This is a genomic window from Mesorhizobium sp. 43Arga (assembly GCF_053714255.1).
Window position 1 is genome coordinate 115535 of sequence record NZ_JBSKBO010000008.1, and the last position, 22482, is coordinate 138016.

Below are 22482 nucleotides of genomic sequence, written 5' to 3' on the forward strand. Positions count from 1 at the left end.
TGTCAGGCCGTCGCCTTCCGGGCAACGCCTTTCTTCACCTACTGGGCATCGCCCGCATCGCCGCCGGCGTCGCCATTGTTGCCGCCGGCGCTGCCGTCGGCAGGCTTGTCGGTGGCAGGCTTGTCGGTAGCCGGCTTGTCGGCATTGCCGTTTGTACCAGTGGCAGCGGCGGCCTTGGCCGCGTCATCGGCCTGCTTCTTCTGCAACGCACGATAACGGGCGACGTTCTCATTGTGCTCGTCGAGCGTCGCGGCAAAGACGTGACCGCCGGTGCCGTCGGCGACGAAATAGAGATCGTCGGTCTTCGACGGATTGGCCACGGCCTCAAGCGCTGCACGGCCCGGATTGGCGATAGGCGTCGGCGGCAGCCCGCTGATCACATAGGTATTGTAAGGCGTCTGCTTCTGGATGTCCGACTGGTAGATCGGGCGGTCCGCGGGCTTTCCCTTGCCGCCAAATAGACCATAGATGATCGTCGGATCGGATTGCAGGCGCATGCCCTTGGCCAAGCGGTTGAGGAAGACGGCGGCGACGCGCGAACGCTCGTCACCCTTGCCGGTTTCCTTCTCGACGATCGAGGCCAGGGTGACGAAGTCTTCGATATTGGCCAGCGGGAGATCTGGCGCACGCCGCTGCCAGACCTCGTCGACCAGTTTCTTCTGGTCGGCCACCAGCTTGTCGACCATCTGCTGGCGCGTCGCACCGCGCGTGAAGCGCAGCGTGTCGGTGGCAAGGCTGCCCTCCGGCGGCGTTGTCGCCGGCATGTCGCCGCTCAAGGCGGGCTCATCGGCGATACGCTGCAGGGCCTGCTCAACCGTCAGCCCTTCCGGAATGGTCAGTGAATACATCACCGACTTGCCGCTTTTCAAAAGCTCCATGATGTCGCGCATGGACGCCCGGGGCTTGATCTCGTATTCGCCGGCCTTGAGCGCGGAATCGTTGCCGAAAGCACGCACGCCAAGGCGGAAGACGCGGGCGTCGCTGATCAGTCCACGGCGCTCAAGCTGGTCGGCGATGTCCTGGACGCCGGTGTTCGGCTTGACCAGGAAGGTGTCGCCATTGGCCGAGGGACCGGGTTCGGTGAATTCCTGCTTGCCGAAGTAAAGTGCCGCGCCCGCGGCCAGAACCATCAGCATCACCAGGGAGATGACGAAGTTCATGAACACGACGACCTGGCTGCGCGAAGCGCGCGAGCGCTTCGGCGGCGGCGTTCCGGCTTCTGGCCGCAAGGCCTCGCTGGCCGTCTTCGGCACGATCGGCCCGCCATTGTTCGCCGGCCGTTGCCCCAATTCTCCGTTGCCCGCCGGATTTGTGTTCATCTCGCCCTACCGTTTGATCTCTCAACGAATCCCCTGCGGCAGAGTAGAGGCGAATATGGCAAAATTGACGACATGCCGAAGCATCGCCCGGCAACCGGGCGATCAGCCATTGTAGCGCTGGAACACAAGCGATGCGTTTGTGCCGCCGAAGCCGAAAGAATTGGAGAGCGCCACGTCGATCTGGCGGGAGCGAGGCTTGTTCGGCACCAGGTCGATCGCGGTCTCGCGCTCTGGATTGTCGAGGTTGATGGTCGCCGGCGCGATATTGTCTCTGATCGCAAGGATCGAAAAGATCGCTTCGGCGGCACCCGCCGCGCCCAAGAGATGGCCGATCGACGACTTGGTCGACGACATCGAAATCTTCGACGCGGCATTGCCGACAAGCCGCTCGACAGCGCCGAGTTCGATCGTGTCGGCCATGGTCGAGGTGCCATGCGCATTGATGTAGTCGACATCGGCGGGCGTAAGCCTGGCCCGGTTCAACGCCGCGGTCATGCAACGGAAAGCGCCATCGCCGTCTTCAGCCGGTGCGGTGATGTGATAGGCATCGCCGGTGAGGCCGTAGCCGGTCACCTCGGCATAGATCCTGGCGCCGCGCGCCTTGGCGTGCTCGAGTTCTTCCAGCACCACGACACCGGCGCCCTCGCCCATGACGAAGCCGTCGCGGTCGCGATCATAGGGACGCGACGCCGTCTGCGGCGTGTCATTGCGCTCGGTCGACAGAGCGCGGCAGGCGGCGAAGCCGGCGATCGACAGTCTTGCCACCGGCGCCTCGGCGCCACCGGCGACCATGACGTCGGCATCGCCCCACATGATCAGCCGGGCCGCATCGCCAATGGCGTGCGCGCCGGTCGAGCAGGCAGTGACGACGGCATGGTTCGGACCTTTCAGCCCGTGCCGGATCGAAACCTGGCCGGAGACGAGATTGATGATCTGGCCCGGGATGAAGAAGGGGCTGATGCGGCGTGGACCGCGTTCCTTGAGGATCATCGCGTTCTCGGCGATGCCCTCGATGCCGCCAATGCCGGAACCGATGAGCACGCCGGTGGCGCATTGCTCCTCGTGGGTCTTGGGTTCCCAGCCGGAATCCTTCAGCGCTTCGTCGGCGGCGGCAATCCCGTACAGGATGAAGTCGCCGATCTTGCGCAATTCCTTCGGCTCGAGCACGGCCTCGGGATTGAAGGTGGCATTGCTGCCGTCACCACGCGGAACGACGTGGGCGATCTTGCAGGCAAGATCCTCCACCTCGAACTCGGTGATGCGCTTGGCCGCGCTGCGGCCGGTCAGAAGTTCCTTCCAGCTGTGCTCGAAGCCCATGCCGAATGGCGACAACAACCCAAGGCCCGTGACGACGACACGCCTCATCGCAGGTCCTCCCCAGTGATGACTGCGGAAAGCGTCAGGCCGAAGCCTTGTCGATGTACTTCACCGCATCGCCGACGGTCAGGATGGTCTCGGCCGCGTCGTCGGGAATTTCCACGCCGAACTCTTCTTCGAACGCCATGACGAGTTCGACCGTGTCGAGGCTGTCAGCGCCCAGATCATCGATGAAGCTCGCCTGCTCCGTCACTTTGTCGGCATCGACGCCCAGGTGCTCGATGACGATCTTCTTGACGCGCTCTGCGGTGTCACTCATTTGGGGCATCCTCGTCTTTTGTTTGTCTGTCTTCGTTAGCGGGCAGAATGCCGCTAATCAAGCTGAAAGATGGTCCTGCCAGAAACGCAACGGCTACAGACCGGTTTTTGCCCGAACCGCCGGGTTGCGGGCCGCATTACACGAAAAATGGCTGAGGTCCAAGGCGAAATGGTCTCTTTTCACAGCCCCGCGACATCCGTCAAATCATGGCCATGCCGCCGTTGACATGGATGGTCTGGCCGGTGACGTAGGCGGCTTCGTTGGAGGCGAGGTAGGCGACGGCGGACGCCACCTCGGCGCTCGTGCCCATGCGGCGCGTCGGAATCGCCGCCATGATCGCCTCTTTCTGCTTGTCGTTGAGCTTGTCGGTCATCGCCGATTCGATGAAGCCCGGAGCGACGCAGTTGACGGTGATGTTGCGTGTGGCGATCTCCTGCGCCAGCGATTTGGAGAAGCCGATCATGCCGGCCTTGGAGGCGCAGTAATTGGTCTGGCCGGGATTGCCGGTCACGCCGACCACGGAGGTGATGTTGATGATGCGGCCATGGCGGCGGCGCATCATCGGATGGGTGAGTTCACGGGTCAGCCGGAAAACGGCGGTCAAATTGACCTCGAGCACTGAGTCCCAATCGGCGTCCGACATGCGTACGAACAGGCCGTCCTTGGTGATGCCGGCATTGTTGACCAGAATGTCGACGCCTTCGAGATCAGCCTCCGCCTTCTGGCCGAGCGCCTTAACCTCGTCGCGGTTCGACAGATTGGCCGGGAACAGCTTGACCCGATCGCCGAGTTCGCCTGCCAAGGCCTCCAGTTTCTCGATGCGGGTGCCGTGCAGGCCGACAATGGCGCCTTGCGCATGCAGCACGCGGGCAATCGCCTCGCCGATGCCTCCCGATGCGCCAGTGACGAGCGCCTTGCGGCCGGTCAGTTCGAACATTTTCGTCTCCTGATCTGAGAGAACACCCTTCACACGGGTAGGGTCAAATCGCCAGTGGATTATGCGAATGCGGCCAGCGCGGCCTCGACATCGGCCGGCGTGCCGATGGCTGACGTGGCAATGTCACGGTTGATCCGCCGTGCCAGGCCCGACAGCACCTTGCCGGCGCCGATCTCGTAAAGCGTGGTGACGCCGTTGGCGCCGAACCATTCGACCGTTTCGCGCCAGCGCACGCGGCCGGTGATCTGCTCGACCAGGCGCCGGGCGATCTCGTCGGGATCGCTGGTCGGGGTCACCGTGACGTTGGACACCACCGGCACCGCCGGCGCATGCTTCGTTACACCGGCGAGCGCCTCGCGCATGACATTGGCAGCCGGCGCCATCAGCGCCGAATGGAAGGGTGCCGAGACCTGCAGCATCAGCGCCCGCTTGGCGCCCTTTTCGGTGCACAATTTGGCGGCCAGCTCGACCGCGGCCTTGGCGCCGGAAATGACCAGTTGGCCGCCGCCATTGTCGTTGGCGATCTGGCAGACCTTGCCGGCCCCTTGAGCGGCCTCGGTGCAAGCGGCTTCGACATCTGGCTGCTCCAGTCCGATGATCGCCGCCATGGCGCCCTCGCCGGCCGGCACCGCCGCCTGCATGGCGTTGCCGCGAATGCGCAGCAGCCGAGCAGCATCGGCGACGGAAACGAAGCCGGCCGCGGCAAGGGCCGAATATTCGCCCAGCGAATGGCCGGCGACATAGGCGACCTTGCCCTTCAGCGAGAAACCGCCCGCTTCCAGCGCCCTGATCGCCGCCAGCGAAACCGCCATCAGCGCCGGCTGCGCGTTGGCCGTCAGCGTCAAGGTCTCCTCCGGACCTTCCCAGATCAGCTTCGACAGGTTCTCGCCGAGCGCGTCGTCGACTTCCTGGAAGACCCTGCGCGCCTCGGGAAAGGCATCGGCGAGGTCCTTGCCCATGCCGACAGCCTGGCTGCCTTGTCCCGGAAAGGTGAATGCGACGGCCATGCGAGGGCTCCCGAAGACTGGTTTTACTTGCCTGATAACACGAATTTTCCCTGCCTGTGGCGCAAGGCGGGCCGCCAAGTCAAGCCCGGTTCAACCCGGCCCCAGCTCCGAACCGTGCGCCGAGTGCCTGTTCCAAAAGACTTTTTGGCGATCACTCCTGATGAAAACCGCTCACGATTCGTTTGCTGGCTCTTCTTATTTCCACCACAGGCGCTAGCTTTGCGTGACAATTATATGACAATCGCGTGACTTGGGTTGTCGCCGGGTGGGAAGTTAAAGTGGCAAAGAGTTCGAAACGCGCGGGTAAAGCCGTGCCTCAATTCCTGGAAGACGATCCGTCCACCGGCTATCTGCCGGGCCGGAGATGGCCGGTCGTCCGTTACGGGCTGATCAGCCTCGTAATCTCTGCCATCCTGGTGTTTGCCATCGAATTGATCGTGCGCGGTGACGTTGCCGGCACGATCTCTTTCTTCCTGCAGCCGCTCAAGCCGGGCTGGACGACCATCGTCGTGTTCGCGCTGATCCTCATCGGTCTCGACGCCTTGCTGGGACGCAGCCATCAGAGCCTGATGATCGTCGCGCCCTTGACGCTGGCGCTGGCCTTTGTCGGCCATCAGAAATCGCATTATCTCGGCGATCCGCTCTACCCGACTGACTTTCTCTACGCTCGCCAGATCTTTGCGCTGCTGCCGCTTCTGGTGCGTGAGCGGCCGATGACCGCGCTCGCCATGGTCGTCGGCATCATCGCCGGCCTGTCGCTGCTCGTCTATGGCTGGCGGCTGTGGCGCCGCAAGGTTCCCGCACTCAGCCACAAGGGCCGCCTTGCGCGGCTGACGCTGGCGGTGCCGCTGCTCGCCTTCTTCGTCTCGATCATGGACTATGCCACCTTCTCCTGGACCCGGGACCGGCTGCAGATCATCCCGATCATGTGGGACCAGAAGGAAAACTACGCTTCCAACGGCTTTGCGCTCGCCTTCGCGCTCAACGTGCCAATGGCGCATGTCTCGGCGCCGCCGGGCTACACGGACAAGGCGATCGCGGCGATCGACCGGCCGCAGATGACGGCTTCTGTGCCCGAGGAAAAGCCCGACATCATTATCGTCATGAGCGAATCCTTCTGGGATCCGACCAGGCTGCCCGGCGTCACCATCACGCCGGATCCGATTCCCACCGTGCGGGCATTGCGTTCCGGTTCGATGTTCTCGCCTGAATTCGGCGGCATGACCGCCAACATCGAATTCGAGGCGCTGACCGGCTTTTCCAACGCTTTCCTGCCGGCTGGCAGCATCCCCTACCAGCAATATGTGCGCACGCCGACGCCTTCGATGGCCACCTTCCTGAAGAGCGAGGGCTACAGGGCGCGTGCCATCCATCCCGGCACCAACTGGTTCTGGAACCGTGGCGCAGTCTACGCCGATTTCGGCTTCAACGATTTCAAGTCGGAAGAGACGCTGCCGCCGATGGAAAAGCGCGGACCGCTGGCATCCGACGCGGCGATGACCGACGAGATCATCCGCGAAGCCGACGCCAGCGACGACCCGGTGTTCTTCTTCGCGGTCAGCCTGCAGAACCATGGCCCCTATGAACCGAACCGCTATTACAACCCGACCCACGCGGTGCAGGCGCCGATCAGCCAATGGGCGCGCGACTCGCTGTTGAGCTATGCGGAGGGTTCAGCCGACGCGGATCGCGGCCTTGAGCGGCTGATCGAATGGGCCAAGAAGCGGGAACGGCCGACGATTATCGCCTTCTTCGGCGACCATCTGCCCCCGCTTGGGCCGGTCTATGTCGAGACCGGCTTCCTGAAGGACAATGTCGCGCCACGCAAGGAGCCGACACCGCAAGCCGCCCTTGACCATCACGCAACGCCACTGATCATCTGGTCGAACCGTTCCGGTCCGGTCGCGGACCTCGGCACGGTGAGCCCGGCATTCCTGCCCTATCATATCCTGACTGCCGCCGGCATCACCCATCCTTACTATACGGGCTTCCTGGGCGAGATGCGGGAACGCTACCGCGTCGTCGACCGCAACCTGCTGCTGACGCCGTCCGGCGAGGCCAAGCCCGACTGGTCGCGCCAGAAGGAGATCGACCCGGCGATCCGCGATTTCCGGCTCATCCAGTACGACATGATGTTCGGCAAGCGCCACGCGGCGCCCGACTTCTTCCCCGAGACGGTGGACAAGGTTGTCGCCCACATGAGTTGAGGGTTGACCCCTTAGAGGTGCCGCGCGCGCGGCTGCTAGTTGGTCAGTTGCAGCCTTGAGAACTTGTTGGCGATCTGCTGGAAAACGTCAGGCAGCTTGGCCGGATCGTTGACGGCATAGTAGCCGCTCGGGTCCGAGGCGCACGCGCTGTAAAGCGCGCGGTTGGCGGCGGTGTCGGATTGCAGCACCATGGTGTAGATCTGCACGCCCTGGTTCTTCAATTGCGTGCAAACGCTTTTGGTCCAGCCGTCGACATTGCGCGCTGCGGCGGTCTGGTCGTCCGATCCGAAACGGCCACCCGCCAGATAGCCATAGGATGTGTAGTCGGATTTCGTCGGCTGTTCGCTGGCGCCATAGACGACGTTCTCGCCGTCGGTGAGCAACAGCACGATCTTGCTGACGCCGGGCGTCTTCCATGGCGCTCCATCGGTGTAGGGAGCGGCGGGCGACAGCACCCGCATGCCCCACGACAGACCTTCGGAGACATTGGTGCCCGAGCCGTTCCACTCGGTCATCTCGCTTGCTGCCTTGCGCAGCTTGTCGAAATCGTCGGTCAGGGGGACGACAGGTGTCGGGCAAGCGCGGTTCGGGCCGACGGTGATGGCGGAACCCGTCTCGGTGATAAGCTCCTTGGTCGGCGCAACATATTTGGCCACCTTTTCCTTGGCATCCTTGTCGGCAGGGGGCACAGGGTCGGTCAGACTGCTGAGATCGATACCGAGACGGTTGCCTTTCAGCTTGGCGGTCTTGGTCTTGTCGCTGACGTCGTCGAGATAGGAATTGTTGTAGTATTTGGCCGCATTGCCATAGGAGCTAGACGGCTTTTGGGCATCTTCCGGATCGTCCGGTGCGAAATACGGAACGAACAGCGTGTCGGGCTTGTCCGGGTCGGGTGGGGTATCGGAAATGTTGTAAGCGCCCGGCCGCGCCTCGACACAGCCTTTCCATCCGGTGCCGTGCCATCCGGCCTCGGTCCATCCGGTGTCCTTGAGCTGCTTGAAAAGCGCCATATGATTGGGACGCTTGCCGTCGATGACGGGGAAGTTGACGCCGTTGGTGGAAGACTTGCCGTCCATGTCGATCCAGGACGGGTCGAATTCATCGCCATCGACGTTGACGGCCGTGACGAACGGAACGAGGGAGGCGCGAATCTGGCGCGTCGGCGATTTCGTCGCCTCGAGTGTGTCCAGCAAGGACTTCGTTGCCGTCCTCAACGCCGTCATGCGGGCACCGGCCATCGAGCCGGTATTGTCCAGTACCAGCACGACTTCGAGCTGATTGTTCGATTCGACCGCCGAGGCGTCGACGACGATGCGTCTGTTGCGGCCGAACAAGAAGCCGAAGTTCAAATTGACGTCGGCCGACGCTACCGCCTTGGTCTTGATGAAGTTGACGCCCCTGTCGACGGTCAGCGTCGCCTGCGCGTTGGCGAGTTCGCCATGCCCGGCGATGTTGGCCTGAAAATAGCGATCGAAGGCATCCGTGCGTGTAATGTCGAGGTCGCCGAGATGCGAGGAGGCAAGATTTGCGGCGTCGAGCACATTCTGCAGGTTGCTCTTGGCTCGCATGACGGTGGACACGTCAATCGCGAACGCCACGGCCGACAGGATGGCCGGCAGGCCGAGCCCCATCAGCAGCGCGAAATTGCCGCTCTTCGAGCGCCAGAATCTGTTGAGAAGCATCCTTACCCCCGAAAATGCTTACCGCTTGACCTGCGCGGATCGCCCGGGCGATTTGCGCCTTCCATGATGAATCGACCGTTGACGGCGAGGGCCCAACCCCGCACAACCTGACATTGTGGTTAAGGGCCGGTTGCCGGAAATCACCAGGCCATTCCGGCGCCGCCGTCTGACTTTCCGGCGGTCTGCGACATCGAGAACGCCGCCTGCCCTTGCCTTATCAGCGGATTGCTGTATAGACGCCGCCAATCTGCCGGTCCCAGCTGGGGGCTGAACGGAGGGCCGGAGGTTTTATCTAAGCCTTCGTGTGAAGCCAGAAGTGCTTCCGCCTCCCGTGTCTCCGCTCTCGACCGTCTCGTCATGCTCCTTTCTTCCCCGCCCCTTTAACCGGGACAAGCGGGTCAGAGAAGTTGCAGAGGCTTTAGCCGCCGGGAACCGGGAGAGAAACGAAGAAAGGCACGAAGACATAATGGCTCTTTACGAACATGTGTTTCTTGCCCGGCAGGACCTCTCGCAGCAGCAGGTCGATGCGCTTGTCGAACAGTACAAGGGCGTCATCTCCGCGAATGGCGGGTCCGTCGGCCGGGTCGAGAACTGGGGACTGAAGTCCCTCACCTACCGGGTCAACAAGAACCGGAAGGCATACTACACACTCATGGACCTCAACTGCCCGCCGGCAGCGCTCAACGAAATGGAGCGCCAGATGGGTCTGTCCGAGGACGTCCTGCGGTTCCTGACCATCAAGGTCGAGGCGCATGAGGAAGGTCCGTCGGCCATGATGCAGAAGCGCGAAGAGCGCGCCGAGCGCGGCAGCTTCGGCGACCGCGACCGTGGTGATCGTGGCCCGCGTTCGTTCGGCGACCGTGATCGCGGCGACCGTGGCGATCGTCCGCCGCGTTCGTTCGGCGACGCCGGTGGCGATCGTGGTCCGCGCCGTCCGCGCGAAGGCTTTGAAGGGGGTGCAGAATAATGGTCGACATCAACCAGATCCCGACCCGGCGCCCGTTCCATCGTCGCCGCAAGACCTGCCCGTTCTCCGGCGCCAACGCGCCCAAGATCGACTACAAGGACGTGCGTCTGCTGCAGCGCTACATTTCCGAGCGCGGCAAGATCGTGCCGTCGCGCATCACCGCGGTCAGCCAGAAGAAGCAGCGTGAGCTCGCCAAGGCGATCAAGCGCGCCCGCTTCCTCGGCCTGCTGCCCTACGTGGTCCGCTAATTCTCCCGAACGGGCGGTTCGCCGCCCGTTCCTTTCACCGGCCATGACGGGCATGACCGGTTCAGCCATCAAATCCCGAGTTGAGGTCAAAAACCTCTAACTGCCGCGACAGGCAGGACAGCGACACCGGCGCTCAAGGCGCTCAAGCTTCCTGACCTGTTCCAGAGAATTCGGCGCCTGCCTTCATGGACGGCGCCCAACCAAAAGGAACAAAACCATGGAAGTCATTCTTCTCGAACGCGTTTCCCGCCTCGGCCAGATGGGCGATACAGTTAAGGTCAAGGACGGCTTTGCCCGCAATTTCCTGCTGCCGCAGGGCAAGGCGCTGCGCGCCAACGAAGCCAACAAGAAGAAGTTCGAGGGCCAGCGCGCTCAGCTCGAAGCCCGCAATCTCGAGCGCAAGTCGGAAGCCAGCCAGGTTGCCGAAAAGCTCGACGGCAAGAGCTTCATCGCCGTTCGCTCCGCCGGTGAAACCGGCCAGCTCTACGGTTCGGTGTCGACGCGCGACATCGCCGAACTGTTGACGGCGGAAGGTTTTTCGGTCAACCGCAACCAGATCCTGCTCAACCAGCCGATCAAGACCATCGGTCTCACCAATGTGGCGATCGCGCTGCATCCGGAAGTCGAGGTCACCGTCACGCTCAACATCGCCCGCACGGCCGACGAAGCCGAGCGCCAGGCCAAGGGCGAGACGCTGACCACCGCCGAAGCCATCTATGGCGACGACATCAACGACAATGCACGGCCGGAAAACTTCTTCGATCCGAATGCCGAGTTTGACGGCGGCGAAGACAACGCCTGATACATACGACAAGGGAGGGAGCAGCCCTCCGATCACATTGTCGTCATCCAGCCGTTCTGGACCAATGCCCGGGCCTCTCGCCCGGGCATTTTTGTGCCAAAAGGAACTTTTCGAACCCCCATATATTGTTGCAGAATTAAGGCAGCCAGTCTGACCGTGAGGGGACATTTGGTTATGAACATTCTGCTGAAGCGCGTTCTCGACCGCCTGGTGCGTACGGGCAATCTCAAGGTAACCGGGCCAAAAGGCTCGACAGTCATCTTCGGCGACGGCAGCGGCGAGCCGGTGCACATGCACATCAAGACCCGGCGTGCCGAACGCGCCATCACCTTCGATCCGATGCTGGCGGTGCCTGAATCCTACATGGACGGCGAACTCGACATTCTCGAAGGCGGCGTGCTCGGCCTGATGCGCATCGCCTTCCAGAACATGGGCAGCGGCGGCATCGACGCGACCTGGTCGAAAGCCATCGAAGGCCTGCGCCACGCCTTCCGCCGCCTGCAGCAGATCAACACCGCCTCGCGTTCGCGACGCAACGTGCAGCGTCACTACGATCTGTCGGGCGATCTCTACCGGCTCTTCCTCGACGAGGACATGCAGTATTCCTGCGCCTATTTCGAACAGCCAGACATGACGCTGGACGAGGCGCAGGCAGCCAAGAAGCGCCATATCGCCGCCAAGCTCAGGCTGAAGGCCGGCCAGACGGTGCTCGACATCGGCTCCGGCTGGGGCGGGCTCGGCCTCTATCTGGCCAAGGCGTTCGACGTCGACGTACAGGGCGTGACGCTGTCGACCGAACAGCATGGCGTGGCCACCGACCGGGCGCATGCGCAAGGCCTGGAAAGCCACGTCCATTTCGAGTTGAAGGATTATCGCGAACTCAACGAACGCTTCGACCGTATCGTTTCGGTCGGTATGTTCGAACATGTCGGCGTCAACCACTACCGCACCTTCTTCGACAAGGCGGCGACACTGCTGAAGCCCGATGGTGTCATGCTGCTGCACACGATCGGCCGCTCCGGTGTGCCGTGGGCGACCAGCGCCTTCGTTCGCAAGTACATTTTCCCGGGCGGCTACATACCCGCCATGTCGGAAGTGCTGCCGGCGATCGAAAAATCAGGCCTCGTGGTCACGGATGTCGAGATCCTGCGGCTTCACTATGCCGATACGCTGAAGCACTGGAGCCAGCGCTTCGCCGCCAATCGCGACAAGGCCAAGGCCATCTACGACGAACGCTTCTGCCGTATGTGGGAATTCTATCTGGCCGCTTCGGAAGCCGCCTTCCGCTGGCAGGATCTGGTCATCTTCCAGTTCCAGATCGCCAAGAAGAACGACACGCTGCCGATGACCCGCGACTATATGGCCAAATGCGAGAAGGCCTTGGAAATGCGCGACATGGGCCGCCGCGAAGCGGCTCCCGTCGAGAAGCCAGCCAAGCCGGCCCGCCGCCGCAAGGTGGCGGAGTAGACACGCCGTTCGCCATTGGCGCTTGCCATTCCCGGCCCCTGCCCCGAAAAAGGCCTCGTGATCGTCGCGAGGCCTTTTTTATGACCTATCTCCTCTATGCCGCCGCGGCGCTCGCCGAGATCGCCGGCTGTTTTTCGGTTTGGGCCTGGTGGCGGCTGGAGAAATCGCCATTGTGGCTGGCGCCGGGCTTCGTCTCGCTGCTTGTCTTCGCCTGGCTTCTGGCGCTGGTCGACACCAATGCGGCGGGCCGCGCCTATGCCGCTTATGGCGGCATCTACATCGCTGCCTCGCTGGCCTGGCTATGGCTGGTGGAAGGCGTGCGGCCCGACCGCTGGGATCTTGCCGGTGCCGCACTCTGCATAGCCGGGGCGTCGCTCATCGTGCTCGCACCGCGAGGAGCATAGCGTGGAACTGCCGGCCCCTCTTCGACAAGCCGTCGATCGCATCCTGGAAAAAATCCCGCTGCCTGAGCTGAAGCAGGCGGCGAAAACACTGTCGGACCGCTACCGCGCCGAACTGCGCGACGGCCGCCTGCACATGGCGCAGGACATGGCGGTCAAGGCCTATCTGGCGACGCGGCTGCCGGCGACCTATGCCGCGGTCCGTGCCAGCCTCGACGCGCTGAACGCGGCCCGGCCTGATTTCGCGCCGAAAACCTTGCTCGATGTCGGCGCCGGTCCTGGCACAGTGCTTTGGGCCACCAACGATCTCTGGTCCGATCTCGAACAGGCGGTTTTGTTGGAAGCGAGTGCGCCGGTGCGCAAGGTCGGCGAGACGCTCGCCGCCGATGCCATCGCAGCCCGGACCGTCTGGCGGGCTGGCGACGTCACAATAGACCTGGCCGACCTTCAGCCGGCGGAGCTCGTCACCTGCGCCTATGTGCTGGACGAGATCGTGCCGGCATCCCTGCCCAAAATGGTCGACCGGCTGTGGCAGCTGACGACAGACACGTTGCTGATCGTCGAGCCGGGCACGCCAGCGGGCTGGCAGCGCATTCTGGCGGTGCGGGCGCAGTTGATCGCCGCCGGGGCGCATCTGCTGGCGCCTTGTCCGCATGTGGCGCCCTGCCCGCTCACCGCGCCCGACTGGTGCCACTTTTCCCGTCGCGTCGCCCGCTCGCGCCTGCACCGGCTGGCCAAGGATGCCGATGTGCCGTGGGAAGACGAAAAGTTTATCTTTGTCGCCGCGTCGCGCAAGCCGGCCGCGTCCCATGCCGCGCGGGTCATCGCACCGCCGAAATCCGGTTCGGGCAAGGTCCTGCTCAAGCTTTGCCAGGAAGACGGCACGGCCACGGAGCACCTGTTCACCAAGCGTGACGGCGCGGACTTCAAGTTGGCCCGGCGGCTGGACTGGGGCGACAGGCTGACGTCCGAATAGAGCGCAGGGCATTCGTTCAGCGCCACCCATGAAAAATTCCGCAGCCATGTCGAATCCGGGCTGGACCGTTCGACCATTGGCGTTCTCGGGAGCTTCCGGGAAGCCAAAGCGTCAAGCAGCATCAGCCAACAGGAGAAAGACAATGAATTATATCGCAGGATTTGTCGCCGCCGTGCCCGCCGCCAGCAAGGAAGCCTATCGCAGGCATGTCGCCGAGGCGGCATCGGTGCTGAAGGAATTCGGCACGACCCGGATGGTTGAAGCCTGGGGTGACGACGTGCCCGGCGGCAAGACCACCGACTTCAAGCGTGCCGTGAAGGCAACGCCGGACGAGGTCGTCATCTTCTCGTGGCACGAATATCCCGACAAGGCAGCGGCGGACGCCGCCTACTACACGATGATGAACGATCCGCGTTTGGCGAAGATCCTCGCAACCATGCCGTTCGACGGCCAGCGCATGATGATAGGCGGCTTCGCATCGATCATTGACGTGGGCGCTTCCGGCAAGCCCGGGTATATTGATGGCTCGCTTGTGCCAGTTCCCATCGCCAACAACGCGGCCTACCTTGCCGTGGCGTCAAAGCATGCCGCCGTGATCAAGGAATTCGGCGCCACCCGCATCGTCGAAGCCTGGGGCGACGACATCTCCGACGGCGAGGTCACCGATTACAGGACAGCGGTGAAAGCGGAGGACGGGGAAGCCATCGTCTATTCCTGGGTGGAATGGCCTTCGAAACAGGTTCGTGACGAAGGCTGGAAGAAGGTGATTGCCGATCCGCGCATGTATGCCGACATCATGCCCTACGACAACGGTCGAAGGGTCCATGGCGGCTTCGCGCCGATCCTCGACGCCTGACCGCGCAAATCAAGACCAGGGAACCATCCATGCGCTATGCTTGTCTCATCTACTACCACCCCCAGACACTCTTTGGCGGAAGTCCGCAGGCCAATGCGGCGCTTGCCGAGTGCGCCGGATATGACGAGGTGCTCAAGGCCAGCGGCCATTTCGTCACCGCCGAGGCCCTGGTGCTGCCTGAAGAAGCGATGACCCTGCAGGTCCGCGACGGCAAGATGTCGGCGGTCGACGGCCCGTTCATGGAAACCAAGGAAATGCTGGGCGGGATCATCGTCATCGAGGCTCGTGACCTCAACGAGGCGGTGCGGGTGGCAAGCGGACATCCATTGGCCACGATCGGTCACATCGAAGTCCGGCCGGTCGTCGACTTCAGCCAGCCCCGGCCGGTGCTGTGAGCGCCGCCGGCACGCCTGACCGCCTGGAGACGGTGTATCGTACCGAGGGGCGGCGCGTGCTGGCGACCTTGATCCGCCTGCTCGGCGGGTTCGACGCGGCGGAGGAGGCCTTGCATGAGGCCTTCGCCGCCGCCGCCGAGCGGTGGCCGCGCCAAGGCCTGCCGGCCAATCCCTATTCCTGGCTGGTCTCGGCCGGCCGCTTCAGAATCATCGATCGCTGGCGCCGGGAAGCGCGGCTGGCCGGCGCCTTGCCGGAACTGTTGGCCTTGAGCGAACAGACAGCGGAACCGATCACGCCTGAAGACATAGCGGACGATGAACTGCGGCTCATCTTTGTCTGCTGCCATCCGGCGCTGGCGCCGGACGCACGCATCGCCCTGACCCTGCGCGAGGTGGGCGGCTTGACCACGGAAGAAATCGCCCGCGCCTATCTGACACCGGCGCCGACCATTGCCCAGCGCATCGTGCGGGCCAAGGCAAGGATCCGCGACGAGGCCATTCCCTACGAGGTGCCCGACCGCGGCGCGTTGCCGGAGCGCCTCGAGAGCGCGCTGCAGGTGATCTACCTGATCTTCAACGAGGGCTACGCGGCAACCCAGGGACCAAGCCTGACACGGGCCGATCTGTGCGCCGAGGCGATCCGTCTCGGCCGGCTGGTGGTGGATTTGCTCGATAAGCCCGAAGCGCATGGGCTGCTGGCGTTGATGTTGCTGCATGAGGCAAGGCGCGCGACGCGGGTCGATGCCAATGGCGACCTCGTCCTGCTTGAGGATCAGGACCGGTCGCTGTGGGACGGCGGGCTGATCAGCCAAGCCAACGGCCTCATTGGGCGGGCGCTCGCTTCACGGCAGGTTGGACCCCACATCCTCCAGGCAGCCATCGCCTCCATCCACGCGGAAGCGGCGAGTACGGCCGACACCGACTGGACCCAGATCGTTGCGCTTTACGATGTGCTGAGGCGCGTCGCGCCCTCCCCGGTGGTGACGCTGAACCGCGCCGCCGCCCTTGGCATGCGCGACGGGCCGCAAGCCGGTCTGGCGGCGATCGAAGACGTGATGGCACAAGGCAGCCTCGACGGCTACCATCTGGCACATGCGGCGCGGGCCGATATGCAGCGGCGGCTTGGCCTGACCGAGGCAGCAAGAGCCTCCTATCTGCGGGCTCTCGAACTCGCCCGCCAGCCGGCCGAACGGCGTTTCATAGAGACGCGTCTCGGCCAACTCACCGAACCTCGCACCCTCCACGACTAGACTCGTCCGACCTCGCGGAAGTGTATTTTCCTGTTTTGTTCCCGGTGCGGATTCGCTACGGTCGGTCACCTGATTCGAGTCAATCGGGATTCTTTCCACCGATTTTTTTGTGCTGTGAACAAGCAGGAAAGGACTACGAATCTTCACCCGCCCTTAACGTGGTCTGCTACGGCAAGGTGGGATTGAAATCGGGGATGTCATGGCAGAGGCAGCGCGGAAATTCGGCGTGGCGGAGCAACCGCTCTATCGTGAGGCTCCGAACAACATCGAGGCCGAGCAGGCGCTGCTCGGCGCCATCCTCGTCAACAACGATGCCTTCTACCGCGTCTCCGACTTCCTGAAGCCGGGCCATTTCTACGAACCCCTGCATCGTAGGATTTTCGAGATCGCGGCCGAGCTCATCCGCATGGGCAAGGTGGCGACGCCGATCACCTTGAAGACCTTCCTGCCGGCCGACGAGAAGGTCGGCGACATGACGGTGGCGCAATATATCGTGCGTCTGGCGGTCGAAGCCGTCACCGTCGTCAATGCGACCGACTATGGCCGTGCGATCTACGACCTTGCGACGCGCCGCGCGCTGATCACCGTCGGCGAGGACATGGTCAACATCGCCTATGACGCGCCGGTCGACATGTCGCCTTCCGAGCAGATCGAGGACGCCGAACGCCGCCTATTCGAACTGGCCGAAACCGGCCGCTATGATGGAGGCTTCGAGAGCTTCACCGACGCGGTCAAGACCGCTGTCGACATGGCCAACGCCGCCTATATGCGCGACGGGCATCTGTCGGGTCTTGCCACCGGCATGCGCGATCTCGATCGCCGCATGGGCGGCCTGCAATCGTCCGATCTGATCGTGCTTGCCGGCCGCCCGGGCATGGGCAAGACGTCGCTCGCCACCAACATCGCCTTCAACATCGCCGAGGCCTACGTGCCGGCGCAGCAGGCGGACGGATCGTTCAAGGCGGCCAATGGCGGCGTGGTCGGCTTCTTCTCGCTCGAAATGTCGTCCGAACAGCTGGCGACCCGTATCATTTCCGAGCAGACGGAAATCTCGTCCTCAAAAATCCGCCGCGGCGAGATCAGCGAAATGGACTTCGAAAAGCTGGTCGCCTGTTCGCAGACCATGCAGAAGATCCCGCTTTTCATCGACCAGACCGGCGGTATCTCCATTGCGCAGCTGTCCGCCCGCGCGCGTCGCCTGAAGCGCCAGCGCGGCCTCGACCTGATCGTCATCGACTATATCCAGCTGATGCAGGGTTCATCCGCCAGGGCCTCGCAGAACCGCGTGCAGGAAATCACGGAGATCACCACGGGCCTGAAGGCGCTGGCCAAGGAACTCGCCGTGCCGATCATCGCGCTGTCGCAGCTGTCGCGTCAGGTCGAAAGCCGCGAAGACAAACGCCCACAGCTCTCCGACTTGCGTGAATCCGGCTCGATCGAGCAGGACGCCGACGTCGTGATGTTCGTCTATCGCGAGGAGTACTACCTCAAGAACCGCGAGCCGAAGCTTGGCACCGAGGAATACGTCAAGTGGGAAAACGAGATGAACGAGATGCGGGGCAAGGCCGAGGTCATCGTCGCCAAGCAGCGTCACGGCCCGACGGGCTCGGTGACGCTCGCCTTCCACGGCGAATTCACCCGCTTCTCCGATCTGGCTGAGGAGCATCATATTGCGGAGAGGTTTGAGTGACCTTTTGAGACAGGCCTCGACCCTTCCAGCACCTTTGTGCGCGTATCTGACGGCAGACCACGCCTGATGGCCAAATCGCGCGTCCAGTTCATCTGCCAGAATTGCGGATCGGTGCATCAGCGCTGGGCCGGCAAATGCGATGCCTGCGGGGAGTGGAACACGCTGGTCGAGGAAGGCACCTCCGGTGGCATCGGCTCGGGGCCTGCCAATACGCGCAACGCCCGCAAGGGCCGCGCGGTGGTGCTGACCACGCTTTCGGGCGACATCGAGGACGCGCCGCGAATCATCTCGGGTATCGGCGAACTCGACCGTGCCACCGGCGGCGGCTTCGTGCGCGGCTCGGCACTTCTGGTCGGCGGCGATCCCGGCATCGGCAAGTCGACGCTGCTCACCCAGGCCGCCGCCGCGCTGGCGTCCCGAGGCCACCGCATCGTCTACGTCTCGGGTGAAGAAGCCGTCGCGCAGATCAGGCTGAGGGCGCAGCGGCTCGGCGTCGCCGGCACGCCGGTGGAACTGGCGGCCGAGACCAATGTCGAGGACATTCTCGCCACCATCGCCGACGGCAAGCGGCCGGATCTGGTCATTCTCGATTCCATCCAGACGCTGTGGACCGACCTTGCCGATTCGGCGCCGGGCACAGTCACCCAGGTGCGCGCCGCCGCCCAGGCGATGATCCGTTATGCGAAATCCACGGGTGCCGCGATCGTGCTGGTCGGCCATGTCACCAAGGAAGGCCAGATCGCCGGCCCGCGCGTGGTCGAGCACATGGTCGACGGCGTGCTCTATTTCGAAGGCGAAGGCGGCCATCACTACCGCATCCTGCGCACGGTGAAGAACCGCTTCGGGCCGACCGACGAGATCGGCGTCTTCGAAATGTCGGACAAGGGTTTGCGCGAAGTCTCCAACCCGTCGGAGCTGTTCCTCGGAGAGCGGCATGCCAAATCGCCGGGTGCCGCCGTTTTCGCCGGCATGGAAGGCACGAGGCCGGTTTTGGTCGAGATCCAGGCGCTGGTGGCACAATCCTCGCTCGGCACGCCGCGCCGGGCAGTGGTCGGCTGGGACGGTGCGCGACTGTCGATGGTGCTGGCAGTGCTGGAGGCGCATTGCGGCGTTCGCTTCGGCCAGCACGATGTCTATCTCAACGTCGCCGGCGGCTACCGCATCAGCGAGCCGGCGGCCGATCTCGCGGTCGCCGCCGCACTGGTTTCCTCGCTCACTGGTCTTGCCCTTCCCGCCGATTGCGTCTATTTCGGCGAAATCAGCCTGTCGGGTGCTGTGAGGCCGGTTGCACATGCGCAGCAGCGCCTCAAGGAAGCCGAAAAGCTGGGTTTTGGTAGTGCGGTTCTGCCCTTGGGCAGCGAGGAACTTGCCGGAGGGATCGGGGCCGGTGCTTTCCAGCCCACCGAGCTTGCCGACCTCGTGGCACGCATAGCCGGCTCACGTCGAAGCCGCGTGGACGAAGAAGAGTGACGCGGCTCGCCGAGCCGTGAAAAAGAGATCGGAGTGGGGCCAAAGACATGCCGATTACGCTGCTTGACGGAATCCTGGTCGGCTTCACCCTGGTCTCGGCGATGCTCGCCATGGTTCGCGGCTTTTCGCGCGAGGTTCTGTCGGTCGTCTCGTGGGCGGCGGCAGCGGCGGCGGCTTTCTTCTTCTACAAGCCGGTCCTGCCCTATCTGAAGCCCTACGTCGAGAATGAGAAGATCGCGATGGCGGCCTCCGCCGGCGTGGTCTTCGTCGTCGCGCTGATCGTCGTCTCCGTCATCACCATGAAGCTCGCCGACTGGATCATCGATTCGCGCATCGGCGCGCTCGACCGCACGCTCGGTTTCCTCTACGGCGCCGCGCGCGGCATCCTGGTGGTCGCGGTGGCGCTTTTGTTCTTCAACTGGCTGGCCGGCGCCAAGGCCCCGGCCTGGGTGACGGACGCCAAATCACGGCCATTGCTGGAATCGATCGGCGCCAAGATCGAGAACCTGCTGCCCGCCGACACCGAAAACGCAATCCTCAAGAAGCTCAGCCCGAAAGCGGGTGGCGAGGCTCCGGCTGCTCCGGATGCTCCAGCGGCGGATGTGCCGGCAACGGGTGACGATGCAAACGCGCCGGCCCCCGACGACAATGACGCTGGCCCCGCGGACAACACAGCCAAGCCAGCACCGGCAGCGCCAGCAGCCCCGGCAGCACCGGCAAACTGACCCCCGAAAGGGCACCTGAACAGACGATGGTGTGAACGACTGTACGGCGCGCGTTGCTTTCGGCGCGAACCCGCACTATATGGCGATTTTAGCGGAGCTTAAGATGGCAAACGCAGACGACGTGCTTTCCGCCGAGGCCGACGACCATTTCCACGACGAATGCGGTGTGTTCGGCATTTTCGGTCGACAGGATGCAGCGGCCATCGTCACACTCGGTCTGCATGCGCTGCAGCATCGCGGCCAGGAAGCGGCCGGCATCGTTTCCTATGACGGCAACCAGTTCCATGTCGAACGCCATGTCGGCCTGATCGGCGATACTTTCACCAAGCAGCGCGTCATCGACAGCCTGCAAGGCAACCGCGCCATCGGCCATACGCGCTACGCCACGACAGGCGGCGCCGGCATGCGCAACATCCAGCCCTTCTTCGCCGAACTCGCCGATGGCGGCTTTGCCGTCGCCCACAATGGCAATCTCACCAACGCCATGACGGTGCAGCGCGCGCTGCAGAAGCAGGGCGCGATCTTCTCCTCGACCTCCGACACCGAGACGCTCCTGCATCTGGTTGCGACCAGCAAGGAACGCGACCTCAATTCACGCTTCATCGACGCCGTCCGGCAGGTCGAAGGCGCCTTCTCGCTGGTGGCGATGACGGCGAAGAAAATGATCGGCTGCCGCGACCCGCTCGGCATCCGCCCGCTGGTGCTGGGCGACCTCGACGGCGCCTGGATCCTCGCTTCCGAGACCTGCGCGCTCGACATCATCGGCGCGCGGTTCGTGCGCGACCTGAAACCCGGCGAGATGGTCGTCGTCACCTCCAAGGGCATTGAAAGCCTGTTCCCGTTCGAGCCGCAGAAGACCCGCTTCTGCATCTTCGAGTATGTCTATTTCGCCCGGCCGGATTCTTCGGTCGAAGGCCGCAATGTCTACGAGGTGCGCAAGCGCATCGGCGCCGAGCTGGCACAGGAAAATCCGGTCGAGGCCGACATTGTCGTGCCGGTGCCGGATTCGGGCACGCCCGCGGCGATCGGCTTCAGCCAGGCGGCCGGCATTCCGTTCGAGCTCGGCATCATCCGCAACCACTATGTCGGCCGCACCTTCATCCAGCCGGGCGATTCGATCCGCCACATGGGCGTCAAGCTGAAGCACAACGCCAACCGCCGCATGATCGAGGGCAAGCGCGTCGTGCTGGTCGACGATTCAATCGTGCGCGGCACCACCAGCCAGAAGATCGTGCAGATGGTGCGCGATGCCGGCGCCCGGGAAGTGCATATGCGCATCGCCTCACCGCCGACCAGCGCCTCCTGCTTCTACGGCGTCGACACGCCGGAGAAATCGAAGCTCTTGGCTTCGCGCATGTCGGTGGAAGAGATGGCCGAATTCATCCGTGTCGATTCGCTCGGCTTCCTCTCCATCAACGGCCTCTATCGCGCCGTCGGCGAGGCCAGCCGCAACGATGAACAACCGCAGTTCTGCGACGCCTGCTTCACCGGCCAGTATCCGACCCGCCTGCTCGACTTCGAAGGCCACGACAATGTGCGCACACTGTCGCTGCTGGCGAACAGTGGGGCGTAAGCCAGACCTTACGGAAATACTCGCATGACCCTCGACCTTACCGGCCGCGTCGCGGTCGTCACCGGCGCATCGCGCGGCATCGGCTATTTCATCGCCAGGGAATTGGCCGCCGCCGGTGCGCATGTCATCGCGGTTGCGCGCACCGTCGGCGGACTGGAAGAACTCGACGACCAGATCAAGGCGGCCGGCGGCCAGGCGACGCTGGTGCCGCTCGACCTCGCCGACATGGCCGGCATCGACCGGCTGGGCGGCGCGATCCATGAGCGCTGGGGCAAGCTCGACATCCTCGTCGCCAATGCCGGCGTGCTCGGCGTCATCTCGCCGATCGGCCATGTCGAGGCAAAAACCTTCGAGAAGGTGATGACCATCAACGTCACCTCGACCTGGCGGCTGATCCGCTCGGTCGACCCGCTGCTCAGGCTTTCGGATGCCGGCCGGGCCATCATCCTCTCGTCCAACGCAGCGCATTCGGCACGCGCCTTCTGGGCGCCCTACGCCGCATCGAAGGCGGCGGTCGAGACCATGATGCGCTCCTGGGCAGATGAGACGCAAAGCCTGCCGCTGCGCGTCAATGCCGCCGACCCGGGCGCCACCCGCACCGCCATGCGGGCCCAGGCCGTGCCCGGCGAGGATCCGGAGACGCTGCCGCACCCTTCCGAGATCGCCAGGCGCATCGTGCCGCTGGCCAGCCCGGAGCTGAAAGAGACCGGGCTGATCTTTCAGGCCAAGCACAACCGCTTCGTCGCCTACAGGCAGCCCGAATAAATCCACACTCTGGTTTTGACGGCTCCCGAAACTGCTGCGCGCATTGGGTGGTCTGTGTCAGAGATTAAAAGGGCCTCCGGCTCCGTTCTTCGAACGTAGGACATTCGAA

The 22482-nt window shown here is 63.7% G+C and carries 22 protein-coding genes; 16 read left to right on the plus strand and 6 right to left on the minus strand.

The window, feature by feature from the left end; translation table 11 throughout:
- Positions 1-38: 38 nt before the first annotated feature.
- A complete protein-coding gene (gene mltG / locus ACWGS8_RS25295; RefSeq protein ID WP_454583466.1) occupies positions 39-1160 on the minus strand; it encodes an endolytic transglycosylase MltG in 1122 nt (373 codons plus the stop codon).
- Here mltG and ACWGS8_RS25300 point away from each other — a divergent pair.
- Positions 1159-1434, plus strand: coding sequence for a hypothetical protein (locus ACWGS8_RS25300; RefSeq protein WP_454583467.1), 276 nt, complete (start codon positions 1159-1161; stop codon positions 1432-1434). The two genes, mltG and ACWGS8_RS25300, sit on opposite strands and share 2 nt — an antisense overlap.
- On the opposite strand, the gene fabF is transcribed toward ACWGS8_RS25300, so the two are convergent.
- The 4 genes from fabF to fabD all read right to left on the minus strand — a co-directional run bounded on the left by fabF (position 1422) and on the right by fabD (position 4899).
- Positions 1422-2684: a beta-ketoacyl-ACP synthase II gene (gene fabF / locus ACWGS8_RS25305; protein WP_454583468.1), complete on the minus strand. Its 1263-nt coding sequence runs from the start codon at positions 2682-2684 to the stop codon at positions 1422-1424. The genes ACWGS8_RS25300 and fabF overlap by 13 nt on opposite strands.
- Before the next feature lie 34 nt (positions 2685-2718).
- A complete protein-coding gene (locus tag ACWGS8_RS25310) occupies positions 2719-2955 on the minus strand; it encodes an acyl carrier protein (protein WP_006203723.1) in 237 nt (78 codons plus the stop codon).
- A 199-nt stretch (positions 2956-3154) separates the two neighbouring features.
- Complete coding sequence (fabG, locus tag ACWGS8_RS25315; RefSeq protein WP_454583469.1) at positions 3155-3892, minus strand: 3-oxoacyl-[acyl-carrier-protein] reductase; 738 nt, start codon at positions 3890-3892, stop codon at positions 3155-3157.
- 59 nt (positions 3893-3951) lie between these two features.
- Entirely contained in the window at positions 3952-4899 is a 948-nt protein-coding gene (gene fabD / locus ACWGS8_RS25320) for an ACP S-malonyltransferase (protein WP_454583470.1), read from the minus strand.
- A 245-nt stretch (positions 4900-5144) separates the two neighbouring features.
- Here fabD and ACWGS8_RS25325 point away from each other — a divergent pair, with 245 nt between their 5' ends.
- On the plus strand, positions 5145-7106 hold the full coding sequence (locus tag ACWGS8_RS25325; RefSeq protein WP_454583471.1) for an LTA synthase family protein: 1962 nt from the start codon (positions 5145-5147) through the stop codon (positions 7104-7106).
- A gap of 35 nt (positions 7107-7141) precedes the next feature.
- Here the strand turns inward: ACWGS8_RS25325 and ACWGS8_RS25330 are convergent, their stop codons facing one another.
- Positions 7142-8788, minus strand: coding sequence for a pilus assembly protein TadG-related protein (locus ACWGS8_RS25330; RefSeq protein WP_454583472.1), 1647 nt, complete (start codon positions 8786-8788; stop codon positions 7142-7144).
- A 466-nt stretch (positions 8789-9254) separates the two neighbouring features.
- Here ACWGS8_RS25330 and rpsF point away from each other — a divergent pair, with 466 nt between their 5' ends.
- The 14 genes from rpsF to ACWGS8_RS25400 all read left to right on the plus strand — a co-directional run bounded on the left by rpsF (position 9255) and on the right by ACWGS8_RS25400 (position 22373).
- Positions 9255-9755, plus strand: coding sequence for a 30S ribosomal protein S6 (rpsF, locus tag ACWGS8_RS25335; RefSeq protein WP_454583473.1), 501 nt, complete (start codon positions 9255-9257; stop codon positions 9753-9755).
- A complete protein-coding gene (gene rpsR, locus ACWGS8_RS25340) occupies positions 9755-10003 on the plus strand; it encodes a 30S ribosomal protein S18 (protein WP_006203718.1) in 249 nt (82 codons plus the stop codon). Before rpsF ends, rpsR begins: the two co-directional genes overlap by 1 nt.
- Positions 10004-10220: 217 nt before the next feature.
- Positions 10221-10805 (plus strand): 50S ribosomal protein L9, encoded by a 585-nt coding sequence (gene rplI, locus ACWGS8_RS25345; RefSeq protein ID WP_010915167.1) that lies wholly within the window; start codon positions 10221-10223, stop codon positions 10803-10805.
- A 174-nt stretch (positions 10806-10979) separates the two neighbouring features.
- Positions 10980-12272, plus strand: coding sequence for a class I SAM-dependent methyltransferase (locus tag ACWGS8_RS25350; RefSeq protein ID WP_454583474.1), 1293 nt, complete (start codon positions 10980-10982; stop codon positions 12270-12272).
- 80 nt (positions 12273-12352) lie between these two features.
- A complete protein-coding gene (locus tag ACWGS8_RS25355) occupies positions 12353-12676 on the plus strand; it encodes a YnfA family protein (protein WP_454583475.1) in 324 nt (107 codons plus the stop codon).
- Between the two features lies 1 nt (position 12677).
- Positions 12678-13649: a small ribosomal subunit Rsm22 family protein gene (locus ACWGS8_RS25360; protein ID WP_454583476.1), complete on the plus strand. Its 972-nt coding sequence runs from the start codon at positions 12678-12680 to the stop codon at positions 13647-13649.
- A gap of 142 nt (positions 13650-13791) precedes the next feature.
- Positions 13792-14505 (plus strand): DUF1428 domain-containing protein, encoded by a 714-nt coding sequence (locus ACWGS8_RS25365; protein WP_454583477.1) that lies wholly within the window; start codon positions 13792-13794, stop codon positions 14503-14505.
- A gap of 29 nt (positions 14506-14534) precedes the next feature.
- On the plus strand, positions 14535-14900 hold the full coding sequence (locus tag ACWGS8_RS25370) for a YciI family protein (RefSeq protein ID WP_454583478.1): 366 nt from the start codon (positions 14535-14537) through the stop codon (positions 14898-14900).
- Positions 14897-16150, plus strand: coding sequence for an RNA polymerase sigma factor (locus ACWGS8_RS25375; RefSeq protein WP_454583479.1), 1254 nt, complete (start codon positions 14897-14899; stop codon positions 16148-16150). Before ACWGS8_RS25370 ends, ACWGS8_RS25375 begins: the two co-directional genes overlap by 4 nt.
- A 199-nt stretch (positions 16151-16349) precedes the next feature.
- On the plus strand, positions 16350-17840 hold the full coding sequence (locus ACWGS8_RS25380) for a replicative DNA helicase (RefSeq protein ID WP_019857258.1): 1491 nt from the start codon (positions 16350-16352) through the stop codon (positions 17838-17840).
- A 66-nt stretch (positions 17841-17906) separates the two neighbouring features.
- On the plus strand, positions 17907-19310 hold the full coding sequence (gene radA / locus ACWGS8_RS25385; RefSeq protein ID WP_454583480.1) for a DNA repair protein RadA: 1404 nt from the start codon (positions 17907-17909) through the stop codon (positions 19308-19310).
- Between the two features lie 47 nt (positions 19311-19357).
- Positions 19358-20035 carry a CvpA family protein gene (locus ACWGS8_RS25390; protein ID WP_454583481.1) on the plus strand — a complete coding sequence of 226 codons (678 nt, stop codon included), beginning with the start codon at positions 19358-19360 and terminating at the stop codon, positions 20033-20035.
- A 103-nt stretch (positions 20036-20138) separates the two neighbouring features.
- Positions 20139-21608, plus strand: a complete 1470-nt coding sequence (purF, locus tag ACWGS8_RS25395) for an amidophosphoribosyltransferase (RefSeq protein ID WP_454583482.1) — start codon at positions 20139-20141, stop codon at positions 21606-21608.
- A gap of 24 nt (positions 21609-21632) precedes the next feature.
- On the plus strand, positions 21633-22373 hold the full coding sequence (locus ACWGS8_RS25400; protein ID WP_454583483.1) for an SDR family NAD(P)-dependent oxidoreductase: 741 nt from the start codon (positions 21633-21635) through the stop codon (positions 22371-22373).
- The last annotated feature ends 109 nt before the right edge of the window (positions 22374-22482 follow it).

Excerpts from the sequence above, each read along its gene's own strand:
- rpsR (WP_006203718.1), top strand. The coding sequence starts at position 9,755 with ATGGTCGACATCAACCAGATCCCGACCCGGCGCCCGTTCCATCGTCGC.
- rpsF (WP_454583473.1), top strand. The coding sequence starts at position 9,255 with ATGGCTCTTTACGAACATGTGTTTCTTGCCCGGCAGGACCTCTCGCAG.
- purF (WP_454583482.1), top strand. The coding sequence starts at position 20,139 with ATGGCAAACGCAGACGACGTGCTTTCCGCCGAGGCCGACGACCATTTC.
- ACWGS8_RS25300 (WP_454583467.1), top strand. The coding sequence starts at position 1,159 with ATGAACACGACGACCTGGCTGCGCGAAGCGCGCGAGCGCTTCGGCGGC.
- rplI (WP_010915167.1), top strand. The coding sequence starts at position 10,221 with ATGGAAGTCATTCTTCTCGAACGCGTTTCCCGCCTCGGCCAGATGGGC.
- fabD (WP_454583470.1), bottom strand. The coding sequence starts at position 4,899 with ATGGCCGTCGCATTCACCTTTCCGGGACAAGGCAGCCAGGCTGTCGGC.
- ACWGS8_RS25350 (WP_454583474.1), top strand. The coding sequence starts at position 10,980 with ATGAACATTCTGCTGAAGCGCGTTCTCGACCGCCTGGTGCGTACGGGC.
- ACWGS8_RS25370 (WP_454583478.1), top strand. The coding sequence starts at position 14,535 with ATGCGCTATGCTTGTCTCATCTACTACCACCCCCAGACACTCTTTGGC.
- ACWGS8_RS25365 (WP_454583477.1), top strand. The coding sequence starts at position 13,792 with ATGAATTATATCGCAGGATTTGTCGCCGCCGTGCCCGCCGCCAGCAAG.
- mltG (WP_454583466.1), bottom strand. The coding sequence starts at position 1,160 with ATGAACTTCGTCATCTCCCTGGTGATGCTGATGGTTCTGGCCGCGGGC.
- radA (WP_454583480.1), top strand. The coding sequence starts at position 17,907 with ATGGCCAAATCGCGCGTCCAGTTCATCTGCCAGAATTGCGGATCGGTG.
- ACWGS8_RS25400 (WP_454583483.1), top strand. The coding sequence starts at position 21,633 with ATGACCCTCGACCTTACCGGCCGCGTCGCGGTCGTCACCGGCGCATCG.
- ACWGS8_RS25310 (WP_006203723.1), bottom strand. The coding sequence starts at position 2,955 with ATGAGTGACACCGCAGAGCGCGTCAAGAAGATCGTCATCGAGCACCTG.
- ACWGS8_RS25355 (WP_454583475.1), top strand. The coding sequence starts at position 12,353 with ATGACCTATCTCCTCTATGCCGCCGCGGCGCTCGCCGAGATCGCCGGC.
- ACWGS8_RS25390 (WP_454583481.1), top strand. The coding sequence starts at position 19,358 with ATGCCGATTACGCTGCTTGACGGAATCCTGGTCGGCTTCACCCTGGTC.
- fabF (WP_454583468.1), bottom strand. The coding sequence starts at position 2,684 with ATGAGGCGTGTCGTCGTCACGGGCCTTGGGTTGTTGTCGCCATTCGGC.
- fabG (WP_454583469.1), bottom strand. The coding sequence starts at position 3,892 with ATGTTCGAACTGACCGGCCGCAAGGCGCTCGTCACTGGCGCATCGGGA.
- ACWGS8_RS25380 (WP_019857258.1), top strand. The coding sequence starts at position 16,350 with ATGGCAGAGGCAGCGCGGAAATTCGGCGTGGCGGAGCAACCGCTCTAT.
- ACWGS8_RS25330 (WP_454583472.1), bottom strand. The coding sequence starts at position 8,788 with ATGCTTCTCAACAGATTCTGGCGCTCGAAGAGCGGCAATTTCGCGCTG.